Origin of the sequence: Corynebacterium sp. MSK004, assembly GCF_030232515.1 — a bacterium.
GTDB lineage: Bacteria > Actinomycetota > Actinomycetes > Mycobacteriales > Mycobacteriaceae > Corynebacterium > Corynebacterium hesseae.
Map to the genome: position 1 here is coordinate 1 of NZ_JASPKB010000007.1, position 25,896 is coordinate 25,896.

The window sequence follows — 25,896 nt, forward strand, 5'->3', positions numbered from 1 at the left end:
TGGTCCTCGATGACTTCCTGACCACACCTGTGGATGCCGCGACCGCGCACCAACTTCTCAACATCCTCGCCGGGCGAGAAGGCAAAGTCTCAACGATAGTGACCTCACAATTCACCCCACTGGAGTGGTACAAGTCCATCCCCGACGCCGTGATCTCCGAGTCAATCCTCAACCGACTCGTCTCCGGCGCCGAGATCATCACACTCGAAGGACCAAACATGCGCCTGAACACCAACACATAACCACCAACAACGCCTGAGTAAGACACCGCTACCGGATACTCACTCAGGCGCTACCAGATACTCACCACACCGCTACCATTTCAGTCTTCTGAACAGCTAGCCCCTTCCAGAAGGAATCCTTTGCCTAGCTTTGACATAGCCACAGCTTTAGCCCTCTTACAGTCGAAGTAGCAGTTGGATCCAAGCGAACAAAACGCAAAAAGGGCCCTTCCTCTTTGATAAGAGGAAGGGCCCACAGCACTTTTGCAAGTGTGGATTAAGCAGTTGCTTCTGCAGCAGCCTCTTCGGCCGGAACAATGTTGACCAGACGACGTCCACGCTTGACGCCGAACTCAACAGAGCCTGCCGCGAGAGCGAACAGGGTATCGTCGCCGCCGCGACCAACGTTCTCACCCGGGTGGAACTTGGTGCCGCGCTGACGCACGATGATCTCGCCGGCCTTAACCTGCTGACCACCGAAGCGCTTGACGCCGAGGCGCTTGGACTCGGAATCGCGACCGTTGCTGGAGCTGGAAGCACCCTTCTTGTGTGCCATGTGGTTTCCCCTCCTTCAGGGATGAATTGGAGCCGGTTAAGGCTTACTTGATACCGGTAATCTTCAGCGTGGTCACCGGCTGACGGTGACCAAGGCGACGCTTGTAACCAGTCTTGTTCTTGTACTTGAGGATGTCGATCTTCGGGCCCTTGCCCTGCTCGACAATTTCAGCGGAGACGGAGACCTTCTCCAGGTCTGCAGCCTTCGACTTGACGGTTGCGCCATCGACGAGCAGAACCGGGGTGAGAGCAACGGAGGAACCCGGCTCACCCTCGATCTTCTCGACCTTGACGAGGTCACCTTCAGCAACCTTGTACTGCTTTCCGCCGGTCTTGACGATCGCGTACATAGAGGGCTACCCCTTATCTAAACTCGGCTCGCTAGCAGCTGGGTGGTGCAGCTAGCGAATGGACATTGGACATTGGCGTTTAGAACCACATCCGCGAGAGACGTGCGGGAACCGCAGCGCGTCCCATCGAGCGCATTCATGGTCTAAACAGCGACTGTCAAAGACTACCCCGTGAGGGGGCGAAAAGGCAAAACGCCTTTTCTAGCGCGACCTGCGCCGTGCTACTCGACGCCTCCCGCGCCCGCCCTTTCGCGCCTTCGACGCTGTGGTCTGTGCGGAAGACTCTCGCCGCTGCGCCTCGCTCCCCTGTCCGCGTTCATTCGGCCTCTGGGTGGCTTGGCTCTGCGCCATCTTGCGCACCACTCGGCGGCGGCCGCGGCTGCGGGTCGCGCGCACGCTCGTGTTCTCGCCCGGCTCCGCGCCCTTGCGCTCAGCCTTGACCTCCTTTTTAGAGGTGGCTAGCTGAGCGTCCTTGGCCGGGGCCTCGTCCTGCGCGAAGTCTTCACGCTTCGGGCGAATATCCGAGCGGGAGTTTCCGCGCGTGCGGCGCTTGCGGCGCGGTGACTTTTCAAAGGCTTCGACAGCCTCGTCATAGGTCTGCTCCGAGCGCTGCGTGGATGCCTTTTCCGCACCGGCGTGCTCATCGCGCTTGCCGTGCTTCGCGCGCGAGCCCTCACTCGTCTCCTCGCGTTGTGGCTCCCGGAAGGTACGCGTTGCCCGGCGCGGCTTGCGCGAGCGCTTCGCCTTCGCCTTCGAGCGCTTCGCGTCCAGGCTTTCCGCTACGGCATAGCCAATGGAGGCGCTATCCGGGGTATCCGGCTCGTCCTCGTCGACGACGACCACGTTGGCCACGAGCTCCTCCAAGGAGGACTCGTCGTCGCGCGAAGCTTCCTTTTCTGTGGCAGTTTCGTGCTCGGCGGCGGCTTCCTCGTCGTCGCGGTGCATGCGCACGGCAGCCGGGTGCTGCTTCGGATCGCGCTGCGGTGTGCGGCGCTCCTTGCGGCTACGGCGCTGCGGCTTCGAGTTCTCCTCCTCGGCATCCTCATCAACCGGGTACTCGTGAATGATGATGCCCCGGCCATGGCAGGCCTCGCACTCGGTGGAGAAAGTCTCGATGAGGCCTGTGCCCACGCGCTTTCGCGTCATCTGCACCAAGCCCAGTGAGGTGACCTCAGAAACCTGGTGGCGCGTCCGGTCACGTCCCAGCGCCTCCTTGAGGCGGCGCAGCACAAGGTCCTGGTTTTCCGGCAGCACCATATCGATGAAGTCCACGACGATCATGCCGCCGATATCGCGCAGGCGCATTTGACGCACGATCTCCTCGGCCGCCTCAAGGTTATTGCGGGTCACCGTCTCCTCGAGGTTGCCGCCGGAACCGGTGAACTTGCCCGTGTTGACGTCAATGACCGTCATGGCCTCAGTGCGGTCGATGACGAGGGTGCCGCCAGACGGCAGCCACACCTTGCGGCCCAAGGCCTTCTGCAGCTGCTCATCAATGCGGTAGGCGCTGAAGGCATCCTCGCCATCGTGGTCGCGGGCGTCGTAGCGCACAACGCGGTCCGCCAAGTCGTGCGCCATGGAGTCCACGTAGGCGCTGACCGTGTTGTAGGAACGCTTGCCGTCCACAACCAAGGTACTGAAGTCCTCGTTGAAAAGGTCGCGCACCACCTTGATGAGCAGGTCCGGCTCTTCGTACAGGGTGACCGGCTTGGCGCCCTTCGTTGCCTTCTCGTGCGCGGCGCGGGCGCTAATGTCCTCCCACAGGGAGTGCAGGCGGTTGACGTCGGACGCGATGTCCTCCTCCGACACGTTCTCCGCTGCGGTACGAATGATGGCGCCGCCATCCCCCGGGATGACGCGCTCCAAAATCCCCTTAAGGCGCTTGCGCTCCGGCGCCGGCAGCTTGCGAGAAATCCCCGCGCTGCGCCCGCCCGGCACATACACCAGGAAGCGGCCGGCCAAAGAAATCTGGGTGGTCAGGCGCGCGCCCTTGTGGCCGATGGGATCCTTGGCAACCTGAACCAGGACCTGATCACCGGACTTCAAGGCGTTTTCCACCTTGCGGCCGCGTCCGCCAATACCCAATGCGCGCCAGTCGATGTCGCCCGCGTACAGCACACCGTTTCGGCCCTGTCCAATATCGACGAAGGCTGCCTCCATCGAGGGCAGCACGTTTTGCACGCGGCCCAAGTAGATATTGCCAATTTGGGAGGGGCGCGTCTCCGTCGTGACGAAGTGCTCGACCAGGAGATCATCCTCCAGCACACCGACCTGGGTGATGATGCCCGCACCGTCGGTGCGCTGCTTATCGCGCACCACCATGGTGCGCTCTACAGATTCGCGGCGCGCAAGAAACTCCGCTTGGGAGACGATGTGCTGGCGCTCGCGGCCCTTCTCCCGCAGCTCCGCACGGCGGCGGCGCTGCGCCTCGATGCGGGTTGAGCCCTTGATGGCCTTCGGCTCTTCAATGTGCTCGACTTCCTCGCGGGCTGGCCCGCGGCTTTCCGCCCCGCGGCCACGGGAAGTTCCGCGGCTGCCGCGACGGCGACCACGCGGTTGGTTCGACGGCGCCGAATCTTCCTCGGTTTCTTCCACGCGCTTTTCTGGCTTCTGGCGCTTGGCCAGCGGAGTGATCTTCGGCGCCATGAAGACCGGCGCGAAGTCGTACACGTCCGGGTCTTCCTCAGCCATCGGGGTGATCAGCGGGGTGAGGTCCTCGTCCTCGTCGCTATCACCGGCCTCGGCGAGCGCCTCGTGCAGCATTTCGGCATCGACCTTGTCGACGATCTGCGAAATCTCGTTGTCAACGTTCTTGCGCACGCGCTCGCGCAGCTTTTCTTCTTCCTCGCTCAGTTGTTCCGGCTGCTCCAGTTGCGCAGCAGGCTCTTCCGGTACGGGTTCCTCTGCCTGCTCCTTCGGCTCAGCCTTCTTGCCTGCCTTGCTCACGCGCTTCGCCGCACGCTTGGCGCGCTTCTTCTTCACAGTCTTCTCCGGCTTTTCTTCAGCCGGGGCTTCAGTAGTTTCTTCGACAGGTTCTTCGGGGGTCTGCGCAGCATCGGCCGTGGCTGCAGCCTGGTCGGCGTCCTCGGTGGCGGCCTGGTCGGTGCCCTCGGGGGCGGGCACGAGGGCGTCGATAAGCTGGCCCACCTCTTCCGGCGTAAGCGTGGACTGTGCGGACTTCTTGATTCCCATCTCCGCGAACTGGACCACCAATTCCTTGGAAGCCACGCCCACCTGCTTGGCCAAGGCATAAAGGCGAGTCTTGGGGGCGAGTGCCTCGCAGTCAATCCCCGCTACAGCCGCGGCCAACGTCGATTCAATACGTTCTTCTTTTGTTTTCTTCTTGGATGCCATCAGTGGCTAATCTCCTGAGGTTGTGCTCACCCCGGGCGCAGGTTGCCGCCACACGGTGGTGAGTCTTTGAAAAATTCTCATCATCTTTATTAAGTTGTCAGCGCCTTCTATTCTGGCACAGAGCTCGATTAAGGCTCACATGTTAGTATCGCCGCTATGTCCGACGGCGCGCCCACAAACACACCTGCAGAGCGGAAAATACCTGTACACGCCCCACGCACTGTGGCGCAGGCGCGCGCCCGCAACGAGATCGCGCTGCGGGATATTGTGACCGTAGCCGCGCCCGCGGGCATCGCTTCAGGCCTTCGCGTCGTTGACTTCCCTTATCCCTACGCGGTCCCGGTCTATGCGGTGCTTTGGATCGCCATGGCCTACGGCGCCATCCGCATCATTCGCAGCAAGCCAAAGTTCGTCCAAGCTGCTCAAGAAGAGTACCGGGCGGGCGATTACCCTCTTCTCGCCTACTTTCTGCCGGTGCTTGCCATCTTCTCCCCTCTCATCACTGAGGGAATTCAGTCCACCGGGGTTCTCAGCGATATCTCACCCAACCCCATCCTTATCGCCGCTGGACTTACTGCCTTCTCCATCCCCGCGTTCATCTTCGGCGGCCGCGCTTTCGGTACCACCTCCTACCGAGTGGGCAAGCGACGCATCAAGGCCATCACCGAACAAGGAAGCCTCGAAGGCGTCACTCAAGAGAGCATCACCGCGGTAGAAGCTCACCCGGAAGTCCTCAGCGGGCTGGTCGCCGCCGGTGCAGTCACTGGCAATACCACCACCATCCCTGCACTGGGGCAGCTGCTCGGCTACGAGGAGGGACTCGAAGAAGAACTCCGTGAGCTCGAGAAGGCCGGCGTGGTGAAGCTACCTGGCCTCATCCAGTGGAATGGTGAGCGGACTTTCAACATCACGCTGACCGAAGCCGGGGTGCGCAGCATGGACGCTGCACGCACGCGCTAGTGCGGAAGAGTGTCATCTCCTGGGAAGAGTTTCGGGCCAATCCACAGCATGAAATAGACCAGACCAACGAGGACCGGAATCTCAACAAGGGGACCAATCGTTCCGGCAAGGGCTTGAGCAGACATCGCTCCGAAGGTGCCGATAGATACTGCAATAGCAAGCTCAAAGTTATTTCCTGCTGCAGTAAACGCCACGCTGGCAGACTGCGCGTAATTCATGCCAACGGCCTTTGCCACGCCCAGTGACAGCACGAACATGCCCACAAAGTAGATAACCAGCGGCACGGCCACGCGCACTACCGTTGCTGGCTGCTCCACAATGTGCTCGCCCTGCAGGGAAAAGAGCAACACAATTGTGTACAGCAGACCAATCATGGCCAGGGGCGATACGGCTGGGAGGAAGCGGTTCTCAAACCATTCCCGTCCTTTTGCCTTTTCGCCCCACACGCGAGACAGCGCACCCAACAGGAACGGTATGCCCAAGAAGACAAGTACGGACTTAACAATGGCCCAGAAGGAAAAGTCAGCGCTCGTCGTGTCCAGGCCCAGCCATCCGGGGAGGACGCGAAGGTAGAACCAGCCCAGAACACCAAACATAGCGACCTGGAAGATGGAGTTCAGGGCGACAAGCACAGCCGTTGCCTCGCGGTCAGCGCACGAGAGGTCCGACCACACAAGTACCATGGCAATACAGCGCGCAAGGCCCACAATGATGAGGCCGGTGCGCAGCTCCGGCTGGTCCGCCAAGAACAGCCACGCCAGGGTAAACATAAACGCCGGCCCCACCAGCCAGTTGAGGACGAGCGATACCGCCATGAGGCGGCCATCCGTGGCAATTTCCTTGGTCTTCTCGTAGCGAACCTTGGCCAAGGGTGGGTACATCATGACGAGGAGACCAATGGCGATCGGGATGGAAATCCCGCCGACTTCAACGGCGCCCAAGGCTTGGCCAATCCCGGGAATGAAGTGGCCAATAAGCAATCCGGCGGCCATCGCCAGAATGATCCACACGGGTAAAAATCGGTCAAGAAAAGACAACCTCGGGCGTTGCGGCACGGCCATGTCTCTCCCTCCTTCAACGTTGAATAGAGCACGATACGAACATGCAATGTACAGCACGTATTGATAAGCGTCAATATAACGTGGGGCGCAAGGATAACCCCTATACTGATCGCATGGCTTCCTCTTCCACGCCCGAGACCAGCGCACCCGGCACTGAGTGTTGCTCCTTAAGCACGGGCCCGCTTAGCGACGCCGAGGCGAGGCATTTTTCGCAGCAATTCAAAGTACTGGCAGACCCAGCCCGCCTGCGTCTTTTGTCCATCCTGTGCGATGAAGGCTGTGGGCCCATGAGCGTCACGGAACTCACCGAGCTCACTGCGCTGAGTCAGCCCACGGTCTCCCATCACCTAGCACGCTTGCGAGAGGCCGGCTTGCTATCCAGACAGCAACGCGGCCGCACCGTCACCCATCAGGTGCACAAAGACGCCTTTATGGCATTGCGCACATTGCTCTCGTTCGACTAAACCGCGCCCGGGCTACCTGCGCTCGAGCACACAGGACGGGTTCGGGTTAAGGGTCAGAAACGACAAAAGCCCGAGCGCTATGCTCGGGCCTTATTGCGCGCTAGGCGCGGTGAACTTCTTTAGAGGTTCGGGAACCAGATGGAGATCTCGCGCTCTGCGGACTCCGGGGAGTCGGAACCATGAACAACGTTCTCGCCAACGGTCAGGGCGAAGTCACCGCGGATGGTACCCGGGGTGGCCTTCTCCACCGGGTGGGTGCCACCGGCGAGCTGACGCCATGCGGCGATAGCGGACTCGCCCTCGATGATGCCAGCAACCAGCGGTGCGGAGGTGATGAAGTCAACGAGCTCGCCGAAGAAAGGCTTGTCCTCGTGCTCGGCGTAGTGCTTCTTTGCGGTCTCCTCGTCGGCGACGCGCAGATCCATGGCGACGAGCTTCAGGCCCTTGCGCTCGATGCGGGAGATGATCTCGCCCACGTGGCCGTTCTTCACGCCGTCCGGCTTGATGAGAATGAGTGTACGTTCAGTCATAGGGCACATAGTACAGAACAGGTGCTCCCGCGTCCCGACAGTGGGCCAATTATTAAGCGCTACGTGAGGCGGCGCACGATTTCCTCCGCGCGCTCATGGCTCGTGCCACGAAACCACATCTGTACTTGACGCACGGCCGTGCCGTATTGGCCGCTCTCCAGCAGGCCTTTCAGCTCCTCGCGGTGCCATTCTTCCAAATCCGCAAACTCCACCGGGCGCTCGTCGCGCTGCTGTTTGAGCACGCCGACGACGAGGAAGACGAAGGCCGGAATCAACAGCGCCAGTGGCAGCGCAAAACCGCCAAAATACAGCTTGGCCACGAGAGCAGCGATGCACAGCAGGGCGGACAGGCCGTAGAGAAGAAAGAGCATGCCGGCTAGTCTAGCGCGTTCAGCGTCGACTGCAGCCAGACGCGAGAGTTCATGAGCAGGCGCTTCGCCTCCGCGGTATGGGGAGCCCACAACTCGAAGGCGTGGACGCCGCCATCCACAACCTCGCACTGCGTGGGCACGCCTGCGGACTTCAGGCGCTCGGCGTAATCCACAATCTCGCCGTAGAAGAGCTCGCTGCTGCCCGCATACAGCCACGCCGGCGGTAGGCCAGACAGTTCCGCGCGGCGGCCGGGCACGGCATAGGGCGCGTCCGGCTTGCCGTTGGTGTAGTAGCGCCAGGCCTGCGCGTTGGAATCTGCATCCCAGATGGGGTTGCGGTCGGTGGACGCTGCGCGGTCATCCAGCATCGGACAAAATAGCCACTGCCCCGCCGGCTGGATTCCGCCTTCATCATAGAGGCGCTGGCACAAGGCGGCGGCGAGCCCTCCCCCGGCGCTTTGGCCGCCGATGACAATCCGATCCGGACTAATTCCCAGCTCCTCCGCGTGCGTGAGGAGCCAGTGGTGGGCCGAGTGGACGTCGTCAAGCGCGGCCGGATAGGGGTTTTCCGGGGCATAGCGATAGCGCGGCGCGATGACGGTGACGCCGACTTCCGCGGCGGTCTCTTTGAGGTGTTTGACGTCCTGGCGCGGATGGCCCATGAGCAGCCCTCCGCCGTGGATCCACAACACGGCGCCGCGTGGGTTCTCCGGGCTATAGATGGTCGCGCGGATTTCGGCGTTTCTCACCCGCCGCGTGCGCACGCCCTGGATATAGGGGGCGGGCCACAGCGCTGGAACTACACGCCCGGCGCGGCGGATCAGCGGGTTGGTCGGATCCCACAAAGACATGAATGCTGCGCCCGCGCGCAGCTCCGGCCGGATATACACCGCGGCGGTCTACTTCTCAGTCAGGTGCTGCGTAGTGAGGTAGCCGCGGTCCATGCGGGCAACGAGCACCGAGCGCATATACGCCGCCAGAGCCCAGAGAAGGGCGAAGATGATGAAGATCGTGGCCACGGACCAGTGGACCATGAAACCAAGAACAATGCCGATGACGTGGAACACGATCAATACCCCGACGACCCAGGACTTGTTCATGAACGGGAAGGACGCTAACAACAGCACCATAAATCCGATGACCACGCCATAGTTGAACGGGGTCCACAGGGCGCCGTCATACAGCTTGTACAGCATCGGCAGCGCCAAAACCAAGGTGATGAGTTCCAGCGTGAGGGAACTGGCCACCACCATGCCACCGAATTGCTTGAGGGGATCCTTGGCCGGCGCTTGGCCTAGTCCGAGCGGGCCGATCTCCTCCTCGGGGACGGGTTTGCGGGGGCTCATGCGGGCTCCTTTCCAAAGAGTGCGCGGGCGTCACCTGCCGTGACTACCGAGCCGGTGATCACGATGCCAGATCCGGACTGCACGTCGGCCTCCTCCGCCAATTCCACGGCTTGGGTATAGGCGCTGGGCAGCTCGGGTTCGACATACACGCGCTCCTCACCGAAGATGTCGCGGGCGAGCTCCGCTAGCTCGTAGGCATCGCGGGCGCGCGGCGAGGTGTTCTGCGTGATGACGACTTCCGTGAGAACGGATTCCAGGGCCGTGAGGATGCCGGCGGCGTCCTTGTCGGCGAAGATGGACACCACGCCGATGAGGCGGGCGAAGTCGAAGTCGCGGTCGAGCGCTGCGGCTAGGGCCTTAGCGCCGTGCGGGTTGTGGCAGGCGTCCAAGAAGGTCGTGGGGCTGGTGCGCACGCGCTCCAAGCGTCCGGGGGAAACGGCCTTGGCAAAGCCGGTGCGCACGGAGGCGATATCGAGCTGATTGCCTGACGACGCCCCGAAGAAAGCCTCCACCGCCGCCAAGGCGACGGCCGCGTTCTTGGCTTGGTGCTCGCCGTGCAGCGGCAGGAAGATGTCCTCATAGAGGCCGCCGAGACCTTGGATGGTGAGCTGCTGGCCGCCGACGGCAATGCGGGATTCCAGCGCGGCGAACTCGGAGCCCGCGCGCGCTACGCCGGCGCCGACGTCGACGGTGCGCTGCAGCAGCACACGCATGGCCTCCGGCTCCTGCTCGGCGATGATGGCGATGTTCTCCCCCGGCGTGAGCACGTCGTCGGCGTCGTGCTCACGGGCTTTGATGATGCCGGCCTTTTCACCGGCGATCTCGGTGATGGTGTCACCGAGGTAATCGGTGTGGTCGAGACCCACCGGCATGACCACGGCTACCTCCGCGTTGACCACGTTCGTGGCATCCCACGTGCCGCCGAGGCCGACCTCGACCACGGCGACGTCGATGGGTGCATCGGCGAAGGCCGCGTAGGAAATACCCACGAGCACCTCGAAGGTGGACATGGGGATGTCGGAGCGGGAATCCACCATTTCCACATAAGGCTTGATTTCACGCCAGATGCGCACGAAGTCGCGCGGATGGATGGGGTGGCCGTCGATGCCGATGCGCTCGGTCACCAGCTGTAGGTGGGGGCTGGTGACGAGGCCTACCCGCCGATGGAAGGAGCGCAGCAGCGAATCGATCATGCGCGCGGTCGAGGACTTGCCGTTGGTGCCTGCAACCTGGATGACGTGGAAGGAACGCTCCGGATTGCCCAAGAGATCCATGAGCATCTCGATGCGCTCGAGGCTGGGCTCAATGATGGTCTCCGGGGCACGCGCGTTGAGCTCCGCGGTCACCTGAGCCAGCTCCGCGAGCTCCTCCGGCGTGGCCTGCTCGGGCGCTGCCTCCTCGTAGTCATCCTCGCCGCCGAGGTTGAGTGTTAGGCCGGAGTCGGTGATTTCGACCGGCCCGCCATCGGTGCCCTCCGCGAGGGCATCAACGACCTCAAATTCCTCGCGGTTCTTCTCCTCCGCCACTACTTGAGCCCCTCCAGACGTGCGGTGATGCGCTCGACCTCCTCCTGGGCCACCTGCTGACGCACGCGGATCTTCTCCACGACTGCCTCCGGCGCCTTGGACAGGAAGGCCTCGTTCCCCAACTTCTTGCCGGTCTGGTCCAGTTCCTTCTGGGCCTTGGCCAGATCCTTCTCCAAGCGCTTGCGCTCAGCGACGACGTCGACGGCACCGGAGGTATCCAAGGTGACCTCAACGGTGGCCTGGGACAGACGCACCTCGATGGAAGCAGACGCGGTGAAGTCCTCGCCCGGCTCCGTGGTATTGGCCAGGTTGCGGATGAGTCCCTCCTGCTCCTGCAGGTCAGCCGCGGCGAAGTCGAGGCGTCCCGGGACCTTCTGGGAAGGCTTGACGCCCTGATCGGAGCGGAAGCGGCGCAGCTCGGTGATGAGCTTGTCGGCATCCTGAATGCGGCGGGCAGCCACCTCATCCTTCTCCGCGCCACCGTTGGTGTGCTCCTGGGTAGGCCACTGCGCTGTGACGATGGTCTCCCCGCCAGTCAGAGCCTTCCACAGGACCTCGGTGACGAAAGGCATGGTCGGGTGCAGCAAACGCAGAACCAGGTCAAGCACGCGGCCCAAAACGATCTGGGTCGTGCGTCCGGTGGCCTGCTCCTCGGCGCTCGCCGCATCGAAGTCGCGCGGGATCTGGGTCTTGGCAATCTCCAGGTACCAGTCACATAGCTCATCCCACACGAAGTGGTAGAGCAGCTCATTGGCCTTGGCGAACTGGTAGTCATCCAGGTAGGCGTCGACCTTGGCGCGGACCTCCTCGGAACGGTCGAGGATCCAGCGGTCGGCGTCGGTCAGCGCGTCGCGTGCCGGCAGCTCCGCCACGCCCGCGCCGTTCATGAGCGCGAACTTGGTGGCGTTAAAGAGCTTGGTGGCGAAGTTACGTCCGGCGGCGGCAGCGTCGACTGCCAGCGGCAGGTCCACGCCCGGGTTGGCACCGCGGGCCAGGGTGAAACGCAGCGCGTCCGCACCATAGTCGCGCACCCAATCCATCGGGTCGATGCCGTTGCCCAGGGACTTCGACATCTTGCGGCCCTGCTCATCGCGCACGAGACCATGGAGGTAAATATCCGTGAACGGCACCTGCGGGCGGCCATCCTTGCCTTCGCCGAGCAGCTCCGGGGTGTGCGCGCCGGCAAAGGTGCCGAACATCATCATGCGTGCGACCCAGAAGAAGAGGATGTCATAGGCGGTAACCAGCACGTTCGTGGGGAAGAACTTCTCCAGATCGGCGGTCTTTTCCGGCCAGCCCATCGTGGAGAAAGGCCACAGCGCAGAGGAGAACCAGGTGTCCAGAACGTCCGGGTCCTGGACGTAGCCTTCCGGCGCTTCCTCGTCGGGACCAAGGCAGATGATGTCGCGCTGGCCGTCCTCGCCCTCTGGCCCGTACCAAATGGGGATGCGGTGACCCCACCACAGCTGGCGGGAGATGCACCAATCGTGCATGTCATCGACCCACTCGAAGTAGCGCGGCTCCAGGGACTTCGGGTGGATGGTGGTATCGCCCTCGCGGACGGCGTCGCCGGACATCTTCGCCATCTTCTCCACGGCCACAAACCACTGCAGGCTCAGGCGCGGCTCAATCGGCTCGCCGGAGCGCTCCGAGTGGCCCACGGAGTGGACGTAGGGGCGGATCTCCTTGACAATGCGGCCCTGTTCGCGCAGCGCCTCACGGATCTCTACGCGGGCCTCTTCGCGGGTCAGGCCGTCAAACTTCGTGCCGGTATTCGCGATGTGTCCGGTGGTGTCCATGATGGTGGGCATGTCCAGGTCATGGCGCAGGCCCATGGCATAGTCATTCGGATCGTGTGCCGGCGTGATCTTCACTGCACCAGTACCGAATTCCATGTCCACGTAGTCATCGGCAATGATCTTCAGGCTCAGGTCATCGCGGAAGGGGTGTGGCAGTTCCTGGCCCACCAGGTGGGCGTAGCGCTCGTCCTCGGGGTGGACGGCAATGGCGACGTCGCCCAGCATCGTCTCCACACGGGTGGTGGCCACAATGAGGTGGGGTTCATCGTCGTTCAGCGAGCCATAGCGAATGGAGACAAGCTCACCCTCGACGTCCTTGTAGACAACCTCGATATCGGAGACGGCGGTCTCCAGCACCGGGGACCAGTTAACCAGACGGTTGGCCTGGTAGATCATGCCCTCGTCGTAGAGGGTCTTGAAGATGGTCTGCACGGCGCGGGAGAGGCCATCATCCAGGGTGAAGCGCTCGCGGGACCAGTCCACCGAGTCACCGATGGCGCGCATCTGGTTCTGGATGGTGCCGCCGAATTCTTCCTTCCACTCCCAGACCTTGTTGATGAATTCCTCGCGCTCATAGTCCCAGCGCTTCTTTCCCTCCTGCTCGCGCAGGCGGGCCTCCACCTTGGTCTGGGTAGCAATACCGGCGTGGTCAGCACCCGGCAGCCACAGGGTGGCATAACCCTGCATGCGCTTGCGGCGAATGATGGAGTCGATCAGAGTGTGGTCCAGGGCGTGGCCCATGTGCAGCTGGCCGGTGACGTTCGGCGGCGGCAGCACGATGGAATAAGGCTCCGCCTCCGAGGAAGCATCCGGGGTGAAGTAACCGGCGCTTACCCAGCCTTCGTAGAGGTCTTTCTCTACTGCCTGCGGCTCCCAGGACTTGGGAAGCTGGTCCGCGCGGTTGGTGCCAACGAGTTGCTCTTTATTCTGATCAGTCACCTGGCCAACTCTACCCTGTGCGTCAACTGGCACCAGCGCCGTGTCTAGAGTAAGGGCATGTCTCACAACCCTGGCCACCGCGCCCGTCTCCGCACCCGCCATTTCGCCCGCTCTAAAGAAAACTCTCAGGCCTTCGCGTGCCTGACGAGCTATGACTGCATGACCGCCGAAATCTTCGATGAAGCCGGGGTAGATCTCCTGCTCGTCGGCGATTCCCTGGCCAATGTGGTCCTGGGCCGCGAAACCACGCTCTCGCTCACCTTGGATGAGATGATCCCCCTTGCCCGCGCGGTGGTTGCATCGACCTCCCGTGCCTTCGTGGTGGTGGACCTTCCCTTTGGCTCCTATGAGGACGGCCCCTCCCAGGCACTCGAGACCGCGGTGCGCGTCATGAAGGAAACCGGCGCGCAGGCCGTGAAACTGGAGGGTGGTGCGGAGCGCGCACCGATAGTTGCCGCGCTTGTCGCCGCCGGCATCCCGGTCTGCGCCCACATTGGTTTCACACCCCAGCAGGTCCACGCCTTGGGCGGCTTCGTGATCCAAGGCCGGGGTGCCGGTGCGGAGAAGCTTCACGACGACGCCCGCGCCCTCGCCGAGGCCGGCGCCTTCGCCGTGGTGCTGGAGATGGTCCCGGCAGCCCTTGCTGAGCAGGTGACCAAGGAGCTGCCCATCCCCACCATCGGCATCGGCGCCGGCGCGCAGACCGACGGTCAGATTCTGGTGTGGACCGATGCTTTCGGCCTGGGTGGTCCCAAGGCGCCGCGTTTTGTGCGCCGCTACGCGAATCTGCGCGGCGCGCTGCTGGAGGGCGCGAAGGAATACGTGTCCGATGTGAACGAACGCTCCTTCCCCAACGCCGAGGAGTCCTTCGAGGACTAAGGTCTTAAGCCATGCAGATCCTCACAACTAAATCCGAACTCCGTGCCTTCCGCGCGGCAGCGTCCGGCTCCGTGGGCTTGGTGCCCACGATGGGCGCGCTTCACGACGGTCACGCTTCCCTCATTCGCCGCGCCCGCGAAGAGAACGACACCGTGGTGTGCTCGGTCTTTGTCAATCCCCTCCAGTTCACCGACCTCGGCGACTGCGAAGACTACCGCGCCTACCCGCGCACCCTCGACGCGGATGCCGCGCTGCTGGACTCATTGGGAGTCGATGCGGTCTTCGCCCCCAGCGTGGAGGAAATGTACCCGGGTGGTACCCCGCGGGTGTGGGTGCGCACGGGTGAGATGGGCTCGGTCTTGGAAGGCGCCTCGCGCCCCGGCCACTTCGACGGCGTGGCTACCGTGGTGAGCAAGCTGTTTCACCTTGTCGCGCCAGACCGCGCTTATTTTGGGCAAAAGGATGCGCAGCAAGTAGCCATCATCCGCCGCCTGGTGGCGGACCTCGATGTGCCGCTGGACATCATCAGCGTGCCCATCGTGCGCGCAACGGATGGCGTGGCCGAGTCCAGCCGCAATGCGCGCCTCAGTGCCGCCGAGCGTGAGCAGGCGGTCGCCCTATCCCAGGCGCTCTTCGCGCTGCAGGATGGCGCCTCGCTCGAAGAAGCCGAGTCCCAGCTCACCTCCTCCCCCGGCGTGACGGTGGATTACCTCACCGTGGTGGACCCCGCCACGCTCGAGCCCGTAGATGCACAACACCGGCCCGCCTTGGCGCTGGTTGCAGCGCAAGTGGGGCCGGTGCGGCTCATCGATAACTTGGTGCTGAAGGCTTAGCCCTTCAGCAGGTGGGCTACGGCCTCTCGCTCCTCACGCAGCTCCTGCACGGAGGCCTCGATGCGCTCCTTCTGGAAATCGCTGAGCTCCAGACCTTGGACGATTTCCCACTTGCCGTCGCGGGAGACGGTGGGGAAACCTGCGACGAGGCCCTCGTCCACGCCATAGGAGCCATCCGAAACGATGGCGGCGGTGCGCCAATCCTCGGTGCCATGGATCCAATCGTGCATGTGATCCACCGCGGCGGATGCTGCGGAGGCTGCCGAGGAGCGGCCGCGCACGGCGATGATCTCGGCGCCGCGCTTGGCCACCTTCGGAATCATCTCCTCCTTGTACCAGGTCTCATCTACCTCGGCGTTGGAGTAGGTCAGGTCCGGGAACTGGGAGGCGGAGTGGTTGCCCCAGACAGCGACCTTGGTCAGCTCCGCGGTGGGCACGCCCGTCTTGAGAGACACCTGGCTCAGGGTGCGGTTGTGGTCCAGGCGCATGAGCGCGCTGAACTGGCTCGGGTCCAGGTCCGGAGCGCTGTTCGCGGCGATGTAGGCGTTGGTGTTGGCCGGGTTGCCCACGACGAGGACGCGGACGTCGCGCGCAGCGACGTCATTCAGCGCCTTGCCCTGCACGGTGAAGATGGCGCCGTTGGCCTCCAGCAGGTCAGCGCGCTCCATACCCTTGGTGCGCGGGCGGGATCCCACGAGGAAAGCGGCCTTGGTGTCCTTGAAGGCCACCTCCGGATCATCGGTGACGGTAATGCCGCGAAGGAGCGGGAAGGCGGAGTCATTAAGTTCCATGGCCACGCCCTCAGCGGCGCCAACGGCGTCCGGGATTTCCAGCAATGCGAGTTCAACTGGAGTGTCCTTGCCATAGACATCGCCGGCAGCGATGCGCCACAGCAGGGAGTACGCGATGTTGCCGGCTGCGCCGGTCACGGTGATCTTGACGGGTTGAGAAGCAGTCATGTGTGAATCCTTTCGGCTGGGTACTCACTTCCCCACCCTAGTCCCGTTTTTCGCCCCCATGGGGTGTGATTTTACCCCCGAAAGATGCGAGTTCTTTGCACTTGAACTCCATGGCCGGCTTTTTTCGGCATAGTGGACAACTGTACGCATATTCATCGACTAGACGGGACTTTCCATGAGCACTGAGACTGCAACGGTCGACTCCGGCTCTGTTGAGCACGTGATCGATGTTGCGATAACGCAGTTTTCTGAGCACGGTTATGCCGATACCAAGCTCGAAACCGTGTCGAAGCTGTCTGGAATGTCCAAGCGCATGATCCATTACTACTTCGGGGATAAAAAGGGTCTCTACCAGCAAGCATTGGCTGCAGCTGCCCAACGGCTCAACCCTCCGGAGGGCAGCTTGGAAATCAATTCCGCGGTCCCGGTAGAGGGCGTGCGCACTTTGGTGGACTGGATGTTCCGCCAGCACGTGGACAACCCGGAGGCCATCCGGATGCTGACGATGGAGTCCTCCCACAGTGTGCTGGAGTCCTCGCACGCGCTTGTCGACGTTTCAGCGATCTCCCTCCACCTCGACAGGCTGCTTATGCTGGGCCAAGATTCCGGTGCCTTCCGCCCGGGCATTTCTGCGAACGATATCTTCACTCTGATTTCGGCGTTGACGATGTACCGGGTGACAAACCACGCGATGATGAGCAATCTGCTCGACATCGATATGCACACCCACAACAACACCGAGGGTCTGCACCGCATGGCCGTCGATGCCGTACTGGCCTTCCTCACGGCGAACATCCCCGACATTGGCTTTGAGTCCTATCTCAAGCAGAACGAGACCGAGCTCGAAGCCGAGTCCGCGCCCTTGGACGTCTACTCCGCCGAGGACGAAGGCGACGTATCCCGGGACCTCTACGAGTAGACCCCTCTTCCCAGCGCCGGACAACCAATGAAACCACAGTAAAGGAACCATCTACCCGCCGGCCCGTGCATAATCCCAGGTCACGATCTCGCGCCATAGCTAAATGGTCCCACTCATCTGGTTCCTTTGCCCCCAGCACAAAGATGGCATCTGACAGACGGCGTTTTTAGGCCTGAAAACGCCTTTTAGACAGCGCAAAAGGCATCTTCAGCCGTGAAGATGCCTTTTATAAGGTGCCGTTTAGGCGGATTCCTTCGCCTCATCCGAGTACACGAACTCCGGCTCGCCGCCGTCAGTCACGCAGTCCTGCGTGATGTGGACGCTGGCAATGTCCTCGCGGTCCGGAAGGTCATACATGATGGGAACGAGCAGCTCCTCCATGATGGCGCGCAGGCCGCGGGCACCGGTCTTGCGCTCGAGTGCTAGCTCGGCGATTGCCTCCAGCGCCGCATCCTCGAAGTGCAGCTCCGCACCATCCATGCTGAACAGGCGCTGGTACTGCTTGACCAGGGAGTTCTTCGGTTCCACCAATACCTTAACCAGCGATTCGCGGTCCAGGTTGTCCACCGTGGCAACAACCGGCAGGCGGCCAATGAATTCCGGGATGAGGCCGAACTTCACCAAGTCCTCTGGGCGCACCTGGGAGAAGAAGTCGACAGATTCCTTCTCGTCCTTGGTCTCCAGCTTGGCGCCGAAGCCCACGCCCTTCTTGCCCACGCGCTCCGAAATCACCTTGTCCAAGCCCGCGAAAGCACCGGCCACGATAAAGAGGATGTTCGTGGTATCCAGCTGGATGAACTCCTGGTTCGGATGCTTGCGCCCGCCCTGCGGCGGGATGGCTGCCACGGTTCCCTCGAGGATCTTCAGCAGCGCCTGCTGCACGCCCTCACCGGACACATCGCGGGTAATCGAGGGGTTCTCCGACTTGCGGGAGATCTTGTCCACCTCATCGACGTAAATGATGCCGTGCTGCGCGCGCTCCACATCAAAGTCCGCAGCCTGCAGCAGCTTGAGCAGGATGTTCTCAACATCCTCGCCCACGTAACCGGCCTCGGTCAGGCTCGTGGCATCCGCGATGGCAAAGGGCACATCGAGCAAACGCGCAAGCGTCTGCGCCAGGTAGGTCTTGCCGGAACCCGTCGGGCCCAGCATCAGGATGTTGGATTTGGCAATCTCCACTTCTTCATCCTGGGTCTTCTTCCGACGGCCCTCCAGGCCCGCGGCTTCCTCAGCCTTGATGCGCTTGTAGTGGTTGTACACAGCCACCGACAACACGCGCTTGGCCTGGTCTTGGCCGATGACATACTTATCCAGAAAAGCCGAAATCTCCGAAGGACGCGGAAGACGCATTTCCTTCTCTTCGTCCGCCTCAGCCTGAGCCGCGCCGAGCTCCTCCTCGATGATTTCGTTGCAGAGCTCGATGCACTCGTCACAGATGTAGACGCCGCCGCCGGCGATAAGCTTCTTCACCTGCTTCTGGCTCTTTCCGCAGAAGGAACACTTGAGCAGGTCAGCGCTTTCTTGCATACGTGCCATGAAGGCCTTTCAACTCTTTTCTCTGGGGTTGGGTGGAGCGATTTTACCGCAGTCTATTCCACTCTAGTAAACCACCCAGACCCGAGCGCTATTCCTCGCGCGGCGGCGCGCCACTGAATTTAAAACGGCAGTTAATGGACATAGACAGAGCGGTTCACTAACTTACATCGAAACCTCTCCATCAGCAGAAAGACTTTCATGGATATCCGCGAACTCATCGACCGCTCCCCCATGGGCGCGCGCCAGTGGCTCATCATCGCCATCCTCCTCTTCCTCAACGCTCTCGACGGCTACGACATGGTGGCCATGGCCTTCGGCGCCGGACCTGTCAGCGAAGAGTTCGCCTTGTCCGATTCCTCCCTAGGCTGGCTCCTCTCCGCCGCGCTCATCGGTATCGGCCTCGGCTCCTTCTTCCTCGCGCCGCTAGCTGACCGCCTCGGGCGCACCACGCTGATTACCGTCTCACTCATCATCGACCTCGTCGGCCTCGTTCTCACCGCCCTCGCGCCAACGTTCAGCCTTCTCCTCATCTTCCGCCTCATCACCGGCATTGGCGTCGGCGGCGTCCTCGTCTGCGTCACCGTCCTCGTCAGCGAGTATTCCAACCTGCGCTTCCGCGGACTGGCCGTCGCCATTTATGCCTCCGGCTACGGCCTTGGCGCCTCCTTCTGCGGTGTTATCGCATCAACCTTCGATAGCTGGCAACCCATCTTCTGGGTCGGCGCAACGCTCACCGTCGTGGCCCTCGCTCTCACGGTTGCTGTCGTCCCCGAGTCCGCCGACTTCCTCGCCGCCCGCGGGCGCATGGACGCCGTGCGCACCATCACCTCCAAGCTCGGCCTCAAGGGCGAGGTCAGCGTCCGCCCCCGCACCACCCACACGGCGTCCTACAAGGACCTCATCTCCCCACAGTTCCTGCGCACCTCCATCAAGCTATGGCTGGCATTCAGCTTCATCATGTTTGCCTACAACTTCACCTCACAGTGGACCCCGAAGCTACTTACCGCCGAGGGCCTGACTGCTCAACAAGGCATCATCGGCGGCATCATGCTCTCCTTCGGCGGGGCTATCGGCGCCATCCTCTTCGGCCTATTCACCACGCGCATCGACGCCCGCCCGCTGCTCATCGCCTTCTGTCTTGTCTCCTCCGTCGTCCTCGTCGGCTTCATCAACTCCACCGCCGTGCCCACCCTCATGTTCGCCCTCGGTGTCGGCGTAGGCCTTAGCCTCAACGCCTGTATTTCCGGCCTCTATACCGTCACCCCGGAGGCCTATCCTTCCGCACTGCGCACCACGGGCACGGGCGCCGCCATCGGCATTGCTCGCGTCGGCGCCACCCTCGCGCCCATCCTGGCCGGCTACCTCCTCGAAACAGGCTGGACCCCGACGGGCCTCTACCCCCTCGCTGGTGTTACCGCGGTGCTGGCCGCGCTCTCCCTCATCGGCGTGCGCGCCTACACGGCGACCACGAAGCACAGCACGCCACAACCGGTAGCGGCCTAGGCTGGGGCTCAGAGCCACCCTCAACCGCAAAGGAGCTTCACATGTTCGATCTTCAGGACCAGGTTGCCATCGTCACAGGAGGTGCCGCCGGCATCGGCCGCGGTATCGTCAGCGCCCTGCGCGAGGCCGGCGCAACCGTCGTCATCGCTGACCTCAACGAGGAGGCCGCACACAAAACCGCCGAAGAACTCGGCGCGGACGCCCTGCTTGTCGACGTCACCTCGCGCGACTCCGTCCGCACCCTTTATGGGGACGTCGTCAAGCGCTATGGCCGCATCGACATTGTCTGTTCCAACGCCGGCGTCTTCCCTAACTGCCCGCTCGAGGACATGAGCGACGAGCAGTGGGACGCCATGTTCGCCATCAACACGCACGGTACGTTCACCGTGGTGCAGGAAGCGCTGCCTTACATGAAGAAGGCGGGCTACGGGCGCATCGTCATCACGACGTCTATCACCGGCTCGCACACCGGTTACCCAGGCTGGGCGCACTACGGCGCTTCGAAGGCCGCGCAGCAGGGCTTCATGCGTTCTGCGGCACTGGAGGTGGCGCGCGATGGCATCACCATCAATGGAGTGCTGCCAGGCAATATCCTCACCGAAGGCCTTGAAGGCCAGGGCCAGGAGTACCTCGACCAGATGGCGCGCTCCGTCCCCATGCACCGCTTAGGTTCCCCGCGCGATATCGGCAACGCGGCGGCCTTCCTCGCTTCCCGCGAGGCAGGCTACATCACGGGACAGACCCTCATCATTGACGGCGGCCAGATCCTTCCCGAGTCCCCCGAAGCCATCCTGCCGCCCTACGAGGCCTAAGCGCGACTAAAGCCCCGCTTCCTTTCGGATAGCGGGGCTTTAATTCTGCTCAGTTAAGCGTTGAGCTTGCGGTAATCAAAGACGGTATCGATGAGACCGTATTCGACGGCTTCCTGCGCGGTAAGGATCTTGTCGCGGTCGGTATCGATGCGCACCTGCTCTGCGGTGCGGCCGGTGTGCTCGGCCAAGGTCTCCTCCATGAGGCGGCGCATGCGCTCGATCTCGTTGGCCTCGATCTCAAGGTCAGAGACCTGGCCCTGCGTGCCCTGCGTACGCGGCTGGTGAATCAGCACGCGAGAGTTCGGCAGAGCGGCGCGCTTGCCCGGGGCACCGGCGGCCAGCAGAACAGCCGCAGCGGAAGCAGCCTGGCCCAGGCAGACGGTCTGCACGTCCGGACGCACATAGCGCATGGTGTCGTAGATGGCCATCAGCGCGGTGAAGGAGCCACCCGGGGAGTTGATATACATCGTGATGTCGCGGTCCGGATCCTGGGACTCCAGGACCAGCAGCTGCGCCATGATGTCGTTGGCGGAGGTGTCATCGACCTGGGTGCCCAGGAAGATGATGCGCTCTTCGAAGAGCTTGGAATACGGGTTGGTGGTCTTGGATCCCTGTGCGTTCTGCTCAATGAACTCCGGCAGAACGTAGCGGGAAGAAGGCATCTGAAGGTTAGACATGGTGATAAAGCTCCTTGTTCCCTAGTTGGTGATAGGACCGTTAACGGACTCAATGACGTGGTCGACGATGCCGTATTCCTTGGCCTGCTGGGCGGTGAACCAGCGGTCGCGGTCCGAATCCTTGGTGATTTGCTCGAAGGTCTGGCCAGTGTGCTCAGCAATCAGCTCAGCCATCTCACGCTTGGTCTGCGCGAACTGCTCGGCCTGGATGGCGATGTCTGCGGCGGTACCGCCCACGCCAGCGGAAGGCTGGTGCATCATGATGCGTGCGTGCGGCAGGGCGTAGCGCTTGCCCTTGGTGCCACCAGAGAGGAGGAACTGGCCCATCGAGGCAGCCAGGCCCATGCCGTATGTGGCCACATCGCACGGCGAGTACTTCATCGTGTCGTAGATAGCCATGCCCGCGGTGACGGAGCCACCCGGGGAGTTGATGTAGAGCGAAATGTCGCGCGTGGGGTCCTCTGCGGACAGCAGGAGGATCTGGGCACACAGCTTGTTGGCAATCTCATCATCCACCTGGGTGCCCAGGAAGATGATGCGCTCACGAAGTAGGCGCTCATAGACGCTATCGCTCAGATTCATACCCGTAGACGACGAGTTCATTGAAATCTTCTCAGACATTAGTGGTTCTCCTTCAAGTGAAGAATGCTTTAACTGGCCCCACCTTACCGGCATTCCTCTCAAACTTGGCCTCTGTTCGCTATGAGCGTTGGGGCGCAGCGCCAAAGGCGCATACGGAAGCTGGGTTAACATTTACTCATGTCTGTTTCCGAGCTGTCCACCAGTACCCAGAACTATTTGAAAGCTATCTGGGGGCTAAAGGAATGGTCATCCGAGCCCGTTACCGCCACACTTATTGCGGCACAGCTGGGACTCAAGCTCTCCTCGGTTTCCGATGCAGTGCGCAAAATGTCGAAGCAAGGACTCGTGTCACACACGCCCTATGGCTCTGTGGAGTTAACCGAACTTGGCAGGCAGTACGCATTGGTCATGGTGCGCCGCCACCGATTGCTTGAGTCTTTTTTGGTTCAAGCGTTGGACTACACGTGGGACGAAGTCCATAATGAAGCCGAAAATCTCGAACACGCGGTGTCCGACATGCTCATAGAACGTGTAGATAAGTTCCTTGATTACCCCGCTAGGGATCCGCACGGCGATCCTATCCCTACGGTTGATGGACAGATCACAATCCCCAATGCGCACCGTCTCACCGACAGCGGTGCACAACCGCAAGTGACCGTGGAACGCATTTCTGATTCCGACCCACAACTGCTGAAGTTCCTTGAAGAGCGCGGCATTGTCACAGGGGCTGTTCTTAGCACGCGCGAGGGAGCGCCCTTTTCAGATTCTCTCGAAATACAGGTGGCCGACAGCACTCAGTGGGTAGTGCTTGGACGCCCAGCTACCGACGCAGTGTTTGTAGCACACCACAGCCGTTAGACCTTCCCCTTTGCATTAATCCTGCTCTCACCTGCCCTTTTCAAAACTACGTTAGGCCGTAGTTGCAACTACGACATTGCGTAGTTAGTCTTTTCGAATATCACCTATCCCACTTATGGCTAAGGCCAGGATGAGCAGGATTGCTATGTCAGACTCACCAGATTTGGTGTATTTTTCTAGCGTTTCAGAAAACACAAAAAGATTCGTCGAACGCTTAGATAGACCCGCGGTGCGCATTCCACTGCGCCCCAAGAAAACCGGGATGATCCAGGTATCACACCCGTACGTACTCATCGTTCCCACCTACGGCGGCGGCTCGCTCAAACGCGCAGTCCCCAAACAGGTCATCGACTTCCTCAATGACCCAATCAACCGCTCCTTTATCCGGGGCGTTATTACCTCAGGGAATACCAACTTCGGAAGTGCTTACTGCGTCGCCGGACGCATCATTTCCGCCAAGTGCCACGTACCGGAGCTGTATCACTTCGAACTTCTCGGCACCCAGAAAGACATTGCCGCCGTAAAGCAGGGCCTTCAGAAGTTTTGGGAGCAGCAAAAGCAGCTAACGATGACACCCCATTAATCCCCCACAAGATGAAGAACACATCCGCATCACACAGATTGGAAAACACAATGTGGCCTCTCGATGCCACCCCCACACAGACTAATGGCGCTACGCCCCGCACCGCTTCAGCAGACAATGCCGGCGGTGTCGGCAAGCGCAAGAGCTACCACGCACTCAACGCGCAGCTGAACTTGTTCGACGCTTCTGGAAAAATCCAGTTTGACAAGGACATTCAGGCAGCACAAGACTATGTCACGCACCATGTCGCTCCCCGCATGCATCAGTTCGATTCCACCAAGCAACGCTTGGAATGGTTGGTTGATAACGAGTACTACGAGCGGGATTTCCTTGAGCTTTATGATGACGCCTTTCTGTGCGCCATGTATGACAGAGCTCATCGAGCTAAGCACCAATTCCGCACCTTCCTCGGCGCATTTAAATTCTTTACTTCATATGCACTGAAAACCTTTGATGGCTCCCGATTCCTAGAAGGCTACGAAGAACGCGTCGCCACCACAGCTTTATACCTTGCACAGGGCGACGAAGAGCTCGCAGAAAAGCTGGTGGATGACATCATGACCGGACGATTCCAGCCCGCCACCCCTACTTTTCTCAACGCAGGCAAAGCCCAGCGCGGCGAAATGGTCTCCTGCTTCCTCCTGCGAATCGAAGACAATTTGGAGAGCATTGGCCGCAGCGTGAACTCTGCACTGCAACTATCAAAGCGCGGTGGTGGAGTGGCCTTGTTGCTGAGCAATCTGCGCGAATCCGGAGCCCCGATCAAAAAGATAGAGAACCAGGCTTCCGGCGTAGTCCCAGTCATGAAGATTCTCGAAGATAGCTTCAGCTATGCCAACCAATTGGGCGCCCGGCAGGGCGCTGGAGCCGTCTACCTGCATGCGCACCATCCAGATATTCTTCGCTTCCTGGATACCAAGCGGGAAAATGCCGATGAGAAAGTCCGCATCAAGACTCTTTCGCTGGGGGTTGTTATTCCAGATATAACCTTCCGGCTGGCCAAAGAGAACAAGGATATGCATCTTTTTAGCCCGTATGACATCGCTCGCGAGTACGGCGTAGCCATGTCTGACATGTCCATCACCGAGTACTACGACGAGTTGGTTGCCAATCCGCGAATTTCTCACACGACCATTAAAGCCCGCGAGTTTTTCACCACGCTGGCTGAGCTTCAGTTTGAATCCGGATACCCCTACATCCTCTTTGAGGATACGGTCAACCGCGCTAATCCCCTCAAAGGACATATCAATATGTCCAATCTGTGTAGTGAAATCCTCCAGGTCAACACGCCCTCGACCTACGGAGCTTCGGGTGACTACACCACCGTCGGCCAGGATATTTCCTGCAATCTAGGTTCCCTCAACATAGCGAAGGCTTTTGAATCACCGAACTTCGGGGAGACCGTCGAAACCGCGGTGCGTGCCCTCACGAAGGTTTCAGACCTGACGAATATCGAAGCTGTTCCTTCCATCGCTCACGGAAATGCTTCCATGCATGCCATTGGTCTGGGCCAAATGAATCTCCACGGCTTCCTTGCTTCACAGCGTATTCCTTATGGCTGCGCCGAGGCACTGGACTTTACAAATATCTATTTCCTCACGGTGACCTACCATGCGCTCCGCGCATCCCATGCACTCGCGGTTGAAAAAGGTCAACGATTCACAGGCTTCGAAGAATCCACCTATGCCACTGGCGCCTACTTTGACAAATACATCGACCAAGACTGGGCGCCAGCCACTGAACACGTAAAACAGCTCTTCCATGAAGCAGGCGTGCAGATTCCTCAACGCGAGGATTGGCTACGGCTCAAGAAACAAGTGATGCAAGACGGCATCTACAACGCCTACTTGCAGGCAGTTCCACCCACTGGATCAATTTCCTACATCAATGACTCCACCGCGTCCATCCACCCGATTGCCTCCAAAATTGAAATACGCAAGGAAGGCCGCTTGGGGCGCGTGTACTACCCCGCGCCGGAAATGACCAACGACAACCTGGAGTATTTCGATGACTCCTACGCCGTGGGATACAAAAAAATCATCGACACCTACGCCATGGCCACCCAACACGTGGACCAAGGACTTTCCCTGACCTTGTTCTTTACCGCTGATACGACCACGCGAGACATCAACAAGGCACAAATCTATGCCTGGAAAGCCGGAATCAAGACCCTCTACTACATCCGTTTACGCCAATCCGCGCTCCAAGGAACCGAGGTCGAAGGCTGCGTCTCCTGTGCTTTGTAGGAGCACGGTCCTCCCCTTGTCTACAACCATTCA

General features: G+C 61.1%; 25 protein-coding genes. 11 read left to right on the forward strand and 14 right to left on the reverse strand.

Annotated elements, in window-relative coordinates:
• The coding region (locus QP999_RS09005; protein ID WP_284848113.1) for an ATP-binding protein at positions 1-242 on the forward strand (242 nt) is incomplete at its 5' end.
• Positions 243-498: 256 nt separating this feature from the next.
• Here the strand turns inward: QP999_RS09005 and rpmA are convergent.
• From rpmA to QP999_RS09020, 3 genes are all read right to left on the reverse strand, one after another.
• Positions 499-777, reverse strand: a complete 279-nt coding sequence (rpmA, locus tag QP999_RS09010) for a 50S ribosomal protein L27 (protein ID WP_010190882.1) — start codon at positions 775-777, stop codon at positions 499-501.
• Between the two features lie 43 nt (positions 778-820).
• Complete coding sequence (gene rplU / locus QP999_RS09015; protein WP_010190885.1) at positions 821-1,126, reverse strand: 50S ribosomal protein L21; 306 nt, start codon at positions 1,124-1,126, stop codon at positions 821-823.
• A 201-nt stretch (positions 1,127-1,327) separates the two neighbouring features.
• Positions 1,328-4,480: a translation initiation factor IF-2 N-terminal domain-containing protein gene (locus QP999_RS09020; protein ID WP_284848114.1), complete on the reverse strand. Its 3,153-nt coding sequence runs from the start codon at positions 4,478-4,480 to the stop codon at positions 1,328-1,330.
• A gap of 156 nt (positions 4,481-4,636) precedes the next feature.
• Between QP999_RS09020 and QP999_RS09025 the strand changes: the two genes are divergently transcribed.
• Positions 4,637-5,440, forward strand: a complete 804-nt coding sequence (locus QP999_RS09025) for a hypothetical protein (protein WP_227486236.1) — start codon at positions 4,637-4,639, stop codon at positions 5,438-5,440.
• Here QP999_RS09025 and arsB read toward each other — a convergent pair.
• Positions 5,437-6,501, reverse strand: coding sequence for an ACR3 family arsenite efflux transporter (gene arsB, locus QP999_RS09030; protein ID WP_070754956.1), 1,065 nt, complete (start codon positions 6,499-6,501; stop codon positions 5,437-5,439). The genes QP999_RS09025 and arsB overlap by 4 nt on opposite strands.
• A gap of 113 nt (positions 6,502-6,614) precedes the next feature.
• On the opposite strand from arsB, the gene QP999_RS09035 reads away from it, so the two are divergent.
• Positions 6,615-6,965: an ArsR/SmtB family transcription factor gene (locus tag QP999_RS09035; RefSeq protein ID WP_144268625.1), complete on the forward strand. Its 351-nt coding sequence runs from the start codon at positions 6,615-6,617 to the stop codon at positions 6,963-6,965.
• A 119-nt stretch (positions 6,966-7,084) separates the two neighbouring features.
• On the opposite strand, the gene ndk is transcribed toward QP999_RS09035, so the two are convergent.
• Genes ndk through QP999_RS09065 form a run of 6 tightly spaced genes read right to left on the reverse strand, consistent with a single transcriptional unit; the run spans position 7,085 to position 13,476 of the window.
• The gene (gene ndk / locus QP999_RS09040) at positions 7,085-7,495 is read right to left on the reverse strand and encodes a nucleoside-diphosphate kinase (protein ID WP_010190892.1); all 411 of its coding nucleotides are present in this window, start codon (positions 7,493-7,495) and stop codon (positions 7,085-7,087) included.
• Positions 7,496-7,554: 59 nt separating this feature from the next.
• Positions 7,555-7,866 (reverse strand): hypothetical protein, encoded by a 312-nt coding sequence (locus tag QP999_RS09045; protein ID WP_070519479.1) that lies wholly within the window; start codon positions 7,864-7,866, stop codon positions 7,555-7,557.
• A 5-nt stretch (positions 7,867-7,871) separates the two neighbouring features.
• A complete protein-coding gene (locus tag QP999_RS09050; RefSeq protein ID WP_070624526.1) occupies positions 7,872-8,717 on the reverse strand; it encodes an alpha/beta hydrolase in 846 nt (281 codons plus the stop codon).
• A 48-nt stretch (positions 8,718-8,765) separates the two neighbouring features.
• On the reverse strand, positions 8,766-9,212 hold the full coding sequence (locus tag QP999_RS09055; RefSeq protein WP_284848115.1) for a DUF4233 domain-containing protein: 447 nt from the start codon (positions 9,210-9,212) through the stop codon (positions 8,766-8,768).
• A complete protein-coding gene (gene folC / locus QP999_RS09060) occupies positions 9,209-10,738 on the reverse strand; it encodes a bifunctional tetrahydrofolate synthase/dihydrofolate synthase (protein WP_284848116.1) in 1,530 nt (509 codons plus the stop codon). Before folC ends, QP999_RS09055 begins: the two co-directional genes overlap by 4 nt.
• The gene (locus QP999_RS09065; protein WP_284848117.1) at positions 10,738-13,476 is read right to left on the reverse strand and encodes a valine--tRNA ligase; all 2,739 of its coding nucleotides are present in this window, start codon (positions 13,474-13,476) and stop codon (positions 10,738-10,740) included. The genes folC and QP999_RS09065 overlap by 1 nt, the downstream gene beginning before the upstream one ends.
• A gap of 57 nt (positions 13,477-13,533) precedes the next feature.
• Between QP999_RS09065 and panB the strand changes: the two genes are divergently transcribed.
• Both panB and panC read left to right on the forward strand, forming a co-directional pair.
• Positions 13,534-14,355 carry a 3-methyl-2-oxobutanoate hydroxymethyltransferase gene (gene panB / locus QP999_RS09070; RefSeq protein WP_284848118.1) on the forward strand — a complete coding sequence of 274 codons (822 nt, stop codon included), beginning with the start codon at positions 13,534-13,536 and terminating at the stop codon, positions 14,353-14,355.
• An 11-nt stretch (positions 14,356-14,366) separates the two neighbouring features.
• Positions 14,367-15,188, forward strand: a complete 822-nt coding sequence (gene panC, locus QP999_RS09075) for a pantoate--beta-alanine ligase (protein ID WP_284848119.1) — start codon at positions 14,367-14,369, stop codon at positions 15,186-15,188.
• Here the strand turns inward: panC and QP999_RS09080 are convergent.
• Positions 15,185-16,147, reverse strand: a complete 963-nt coding sequence (locus tag QP999_RS09080) for a malate dehydrogenase (RefSeq protein ID WP_070519467.1) — start codon at positions 16,145-16,147, stop codon at positions 15,185-15,187. The two genes, panC and QP999_RS09080, sit on opposite strands and share 4 nt — an antisense overlap.
• 175 nt (positions 16,148-16,322) lie before the next feature.
• Here QP999_RS09080 and QP999_RS09085 point away from each other — a divergent pair, with 175 nt between their 5' ends.
• Positions 16,323-17,066 (forward strand): TetR/AcrR family transcriptional regulator, encoded by a 744-nt coding sequence (locus QP999_RS09085; protein WP_284848120.1) that lies wholly within the window; start codon positions 16,323-16,325, stop codon positions 17,064-17,066.
• A 240-nt stretch (positions 17,067-17,306) separates the two neighbouring features.
• On the opposite strand, the gene clpX is transcribed toward QP999_RS09085, so the two are convergent.
• The gene (clpX, locus tag QP999_RS09090; RefSeq protein WP_070565117.1) at positions 17,307-18,602 is read right to left on the reverse strand and encodes an ATP-dependent Clp protease ATP-binding subunit ClpX; all 1,296 of its coding nucleotides are present in this window, start codon (positions 18,600-18,602) and stop codon (positions 17,307-17,309) included.
• A 198-nt stretch (positions 18,603-18,800) separates the two neighbouring features.
• Here clpX and QP999_RS09095 point away from each other — a divergent pair, with 198 nt between their 5' ends.
• Together QP999_RS09095 and fabG are read left to right on the forward strand one after the other, a co-directional pair.
• Positions 18,801-20,105 (forward strand): MFS transporter, encoded by a 1,305-nt coding sequence (locus QP999_RS09095; RefSeq protein ID WP_284848121.1) that lies wholly within the window; start codon positions 18,801-18,803, stop codon positions 20,103-20,105.
• 41 nt (positions 20,106-20,146) lie between these two features.
• Positions 20,147-20,917 carry a 3-oxoacyl-ACP reductase FabG gene (gene fabG / locus QP999_RS09100; protein WP_070684265.1) on the forward strand — a complete coding sequence of 257 codons (771 nt, stop codon included), beginning with the start codon at positions 20,147-20,149 and terminating at the stop codon, positions 20,915-20,917.
• Positions 20,918-20,970: 53 nt separating this feature from the next.
• On the opposite strand, the gene QP999_RS09105 is transcribed toward fabG, so the two are convergent.
• Both QP999_RS09105 and QP999_RS09110 read right to left on the reverse strand, forming a co-directional pair.
• On the reverse strand, positions 20,971-21,594 hold the full coding sequence (locus tag QP999_RS09105) for an ATP-dependent Clp protease proteolytic subunit (RefSeq protein WP_070447792.1): 624 nt from the start codon (positions 21,592-21,594) through the stop codon (positions 20,971-20,973).
• 21 nt (positions 21,595-21,615) lie between these two features.
• A complete protein-coding gene (locus tag QP999_RS09110; protein WP_010190917.1) occupies positions 21,616-22,215 on the reverse strand; it encodes an ATP-dependent Clp protease proteolytic subunit in 600 nt (199 codons plus the stop codon).
• Between the two features lie 138 nt (positions 22,216-22,353).
• On the opposite strand from QP999_RS09110, the gene QP999_RS09115 reads away from it, so the two are divergent.
• From QP999_RS09115 to nrdE, 3 genes are all read left to right on the forward strand, one after another.
• Positions 22,354-23,034, forward strand: coding sequence for a metal-dependent transcriptional regulator (locus QP999_RS09115; RefSeq protein WP_284848122.1), 681 nt, complete (start codon positions 22,354-22,356; stop codon positions 23,032-23,034).
• Positions 23,035-23,149: 115 nt separating this feature from the next.
• Positions 23,150-23,617: a class Ib ribonucleoside-diphosphate reductase assembly flavoprotein NrdI gene (nrdI, locus tag QP999_RS09120; RefSeq protein WP_005324049.1), complete on the forward strand. Its 468-nt coding sequence runs from the start codon at positions 23,150-23,152 to the stop codon at positions 23,615-23,617.
• Between the two features lie 50 nt (positions 23,618-23,667).
• Positions 23,668-25,863 (forward strand): class 1b ribonucleoside-diphosphate reductase subunit alpha, encoded by a 2,196-nt coding sequence (nrdE, locus tag QP999_RS09125; RefSeq protein ID WP_284848123.1) that lies wholly within the window; start codon positions 23,668-23,670, stop codon positions 25,861-25,863.
• Positions 25,864-25,896: the final 33 nt, after the last annotated feature.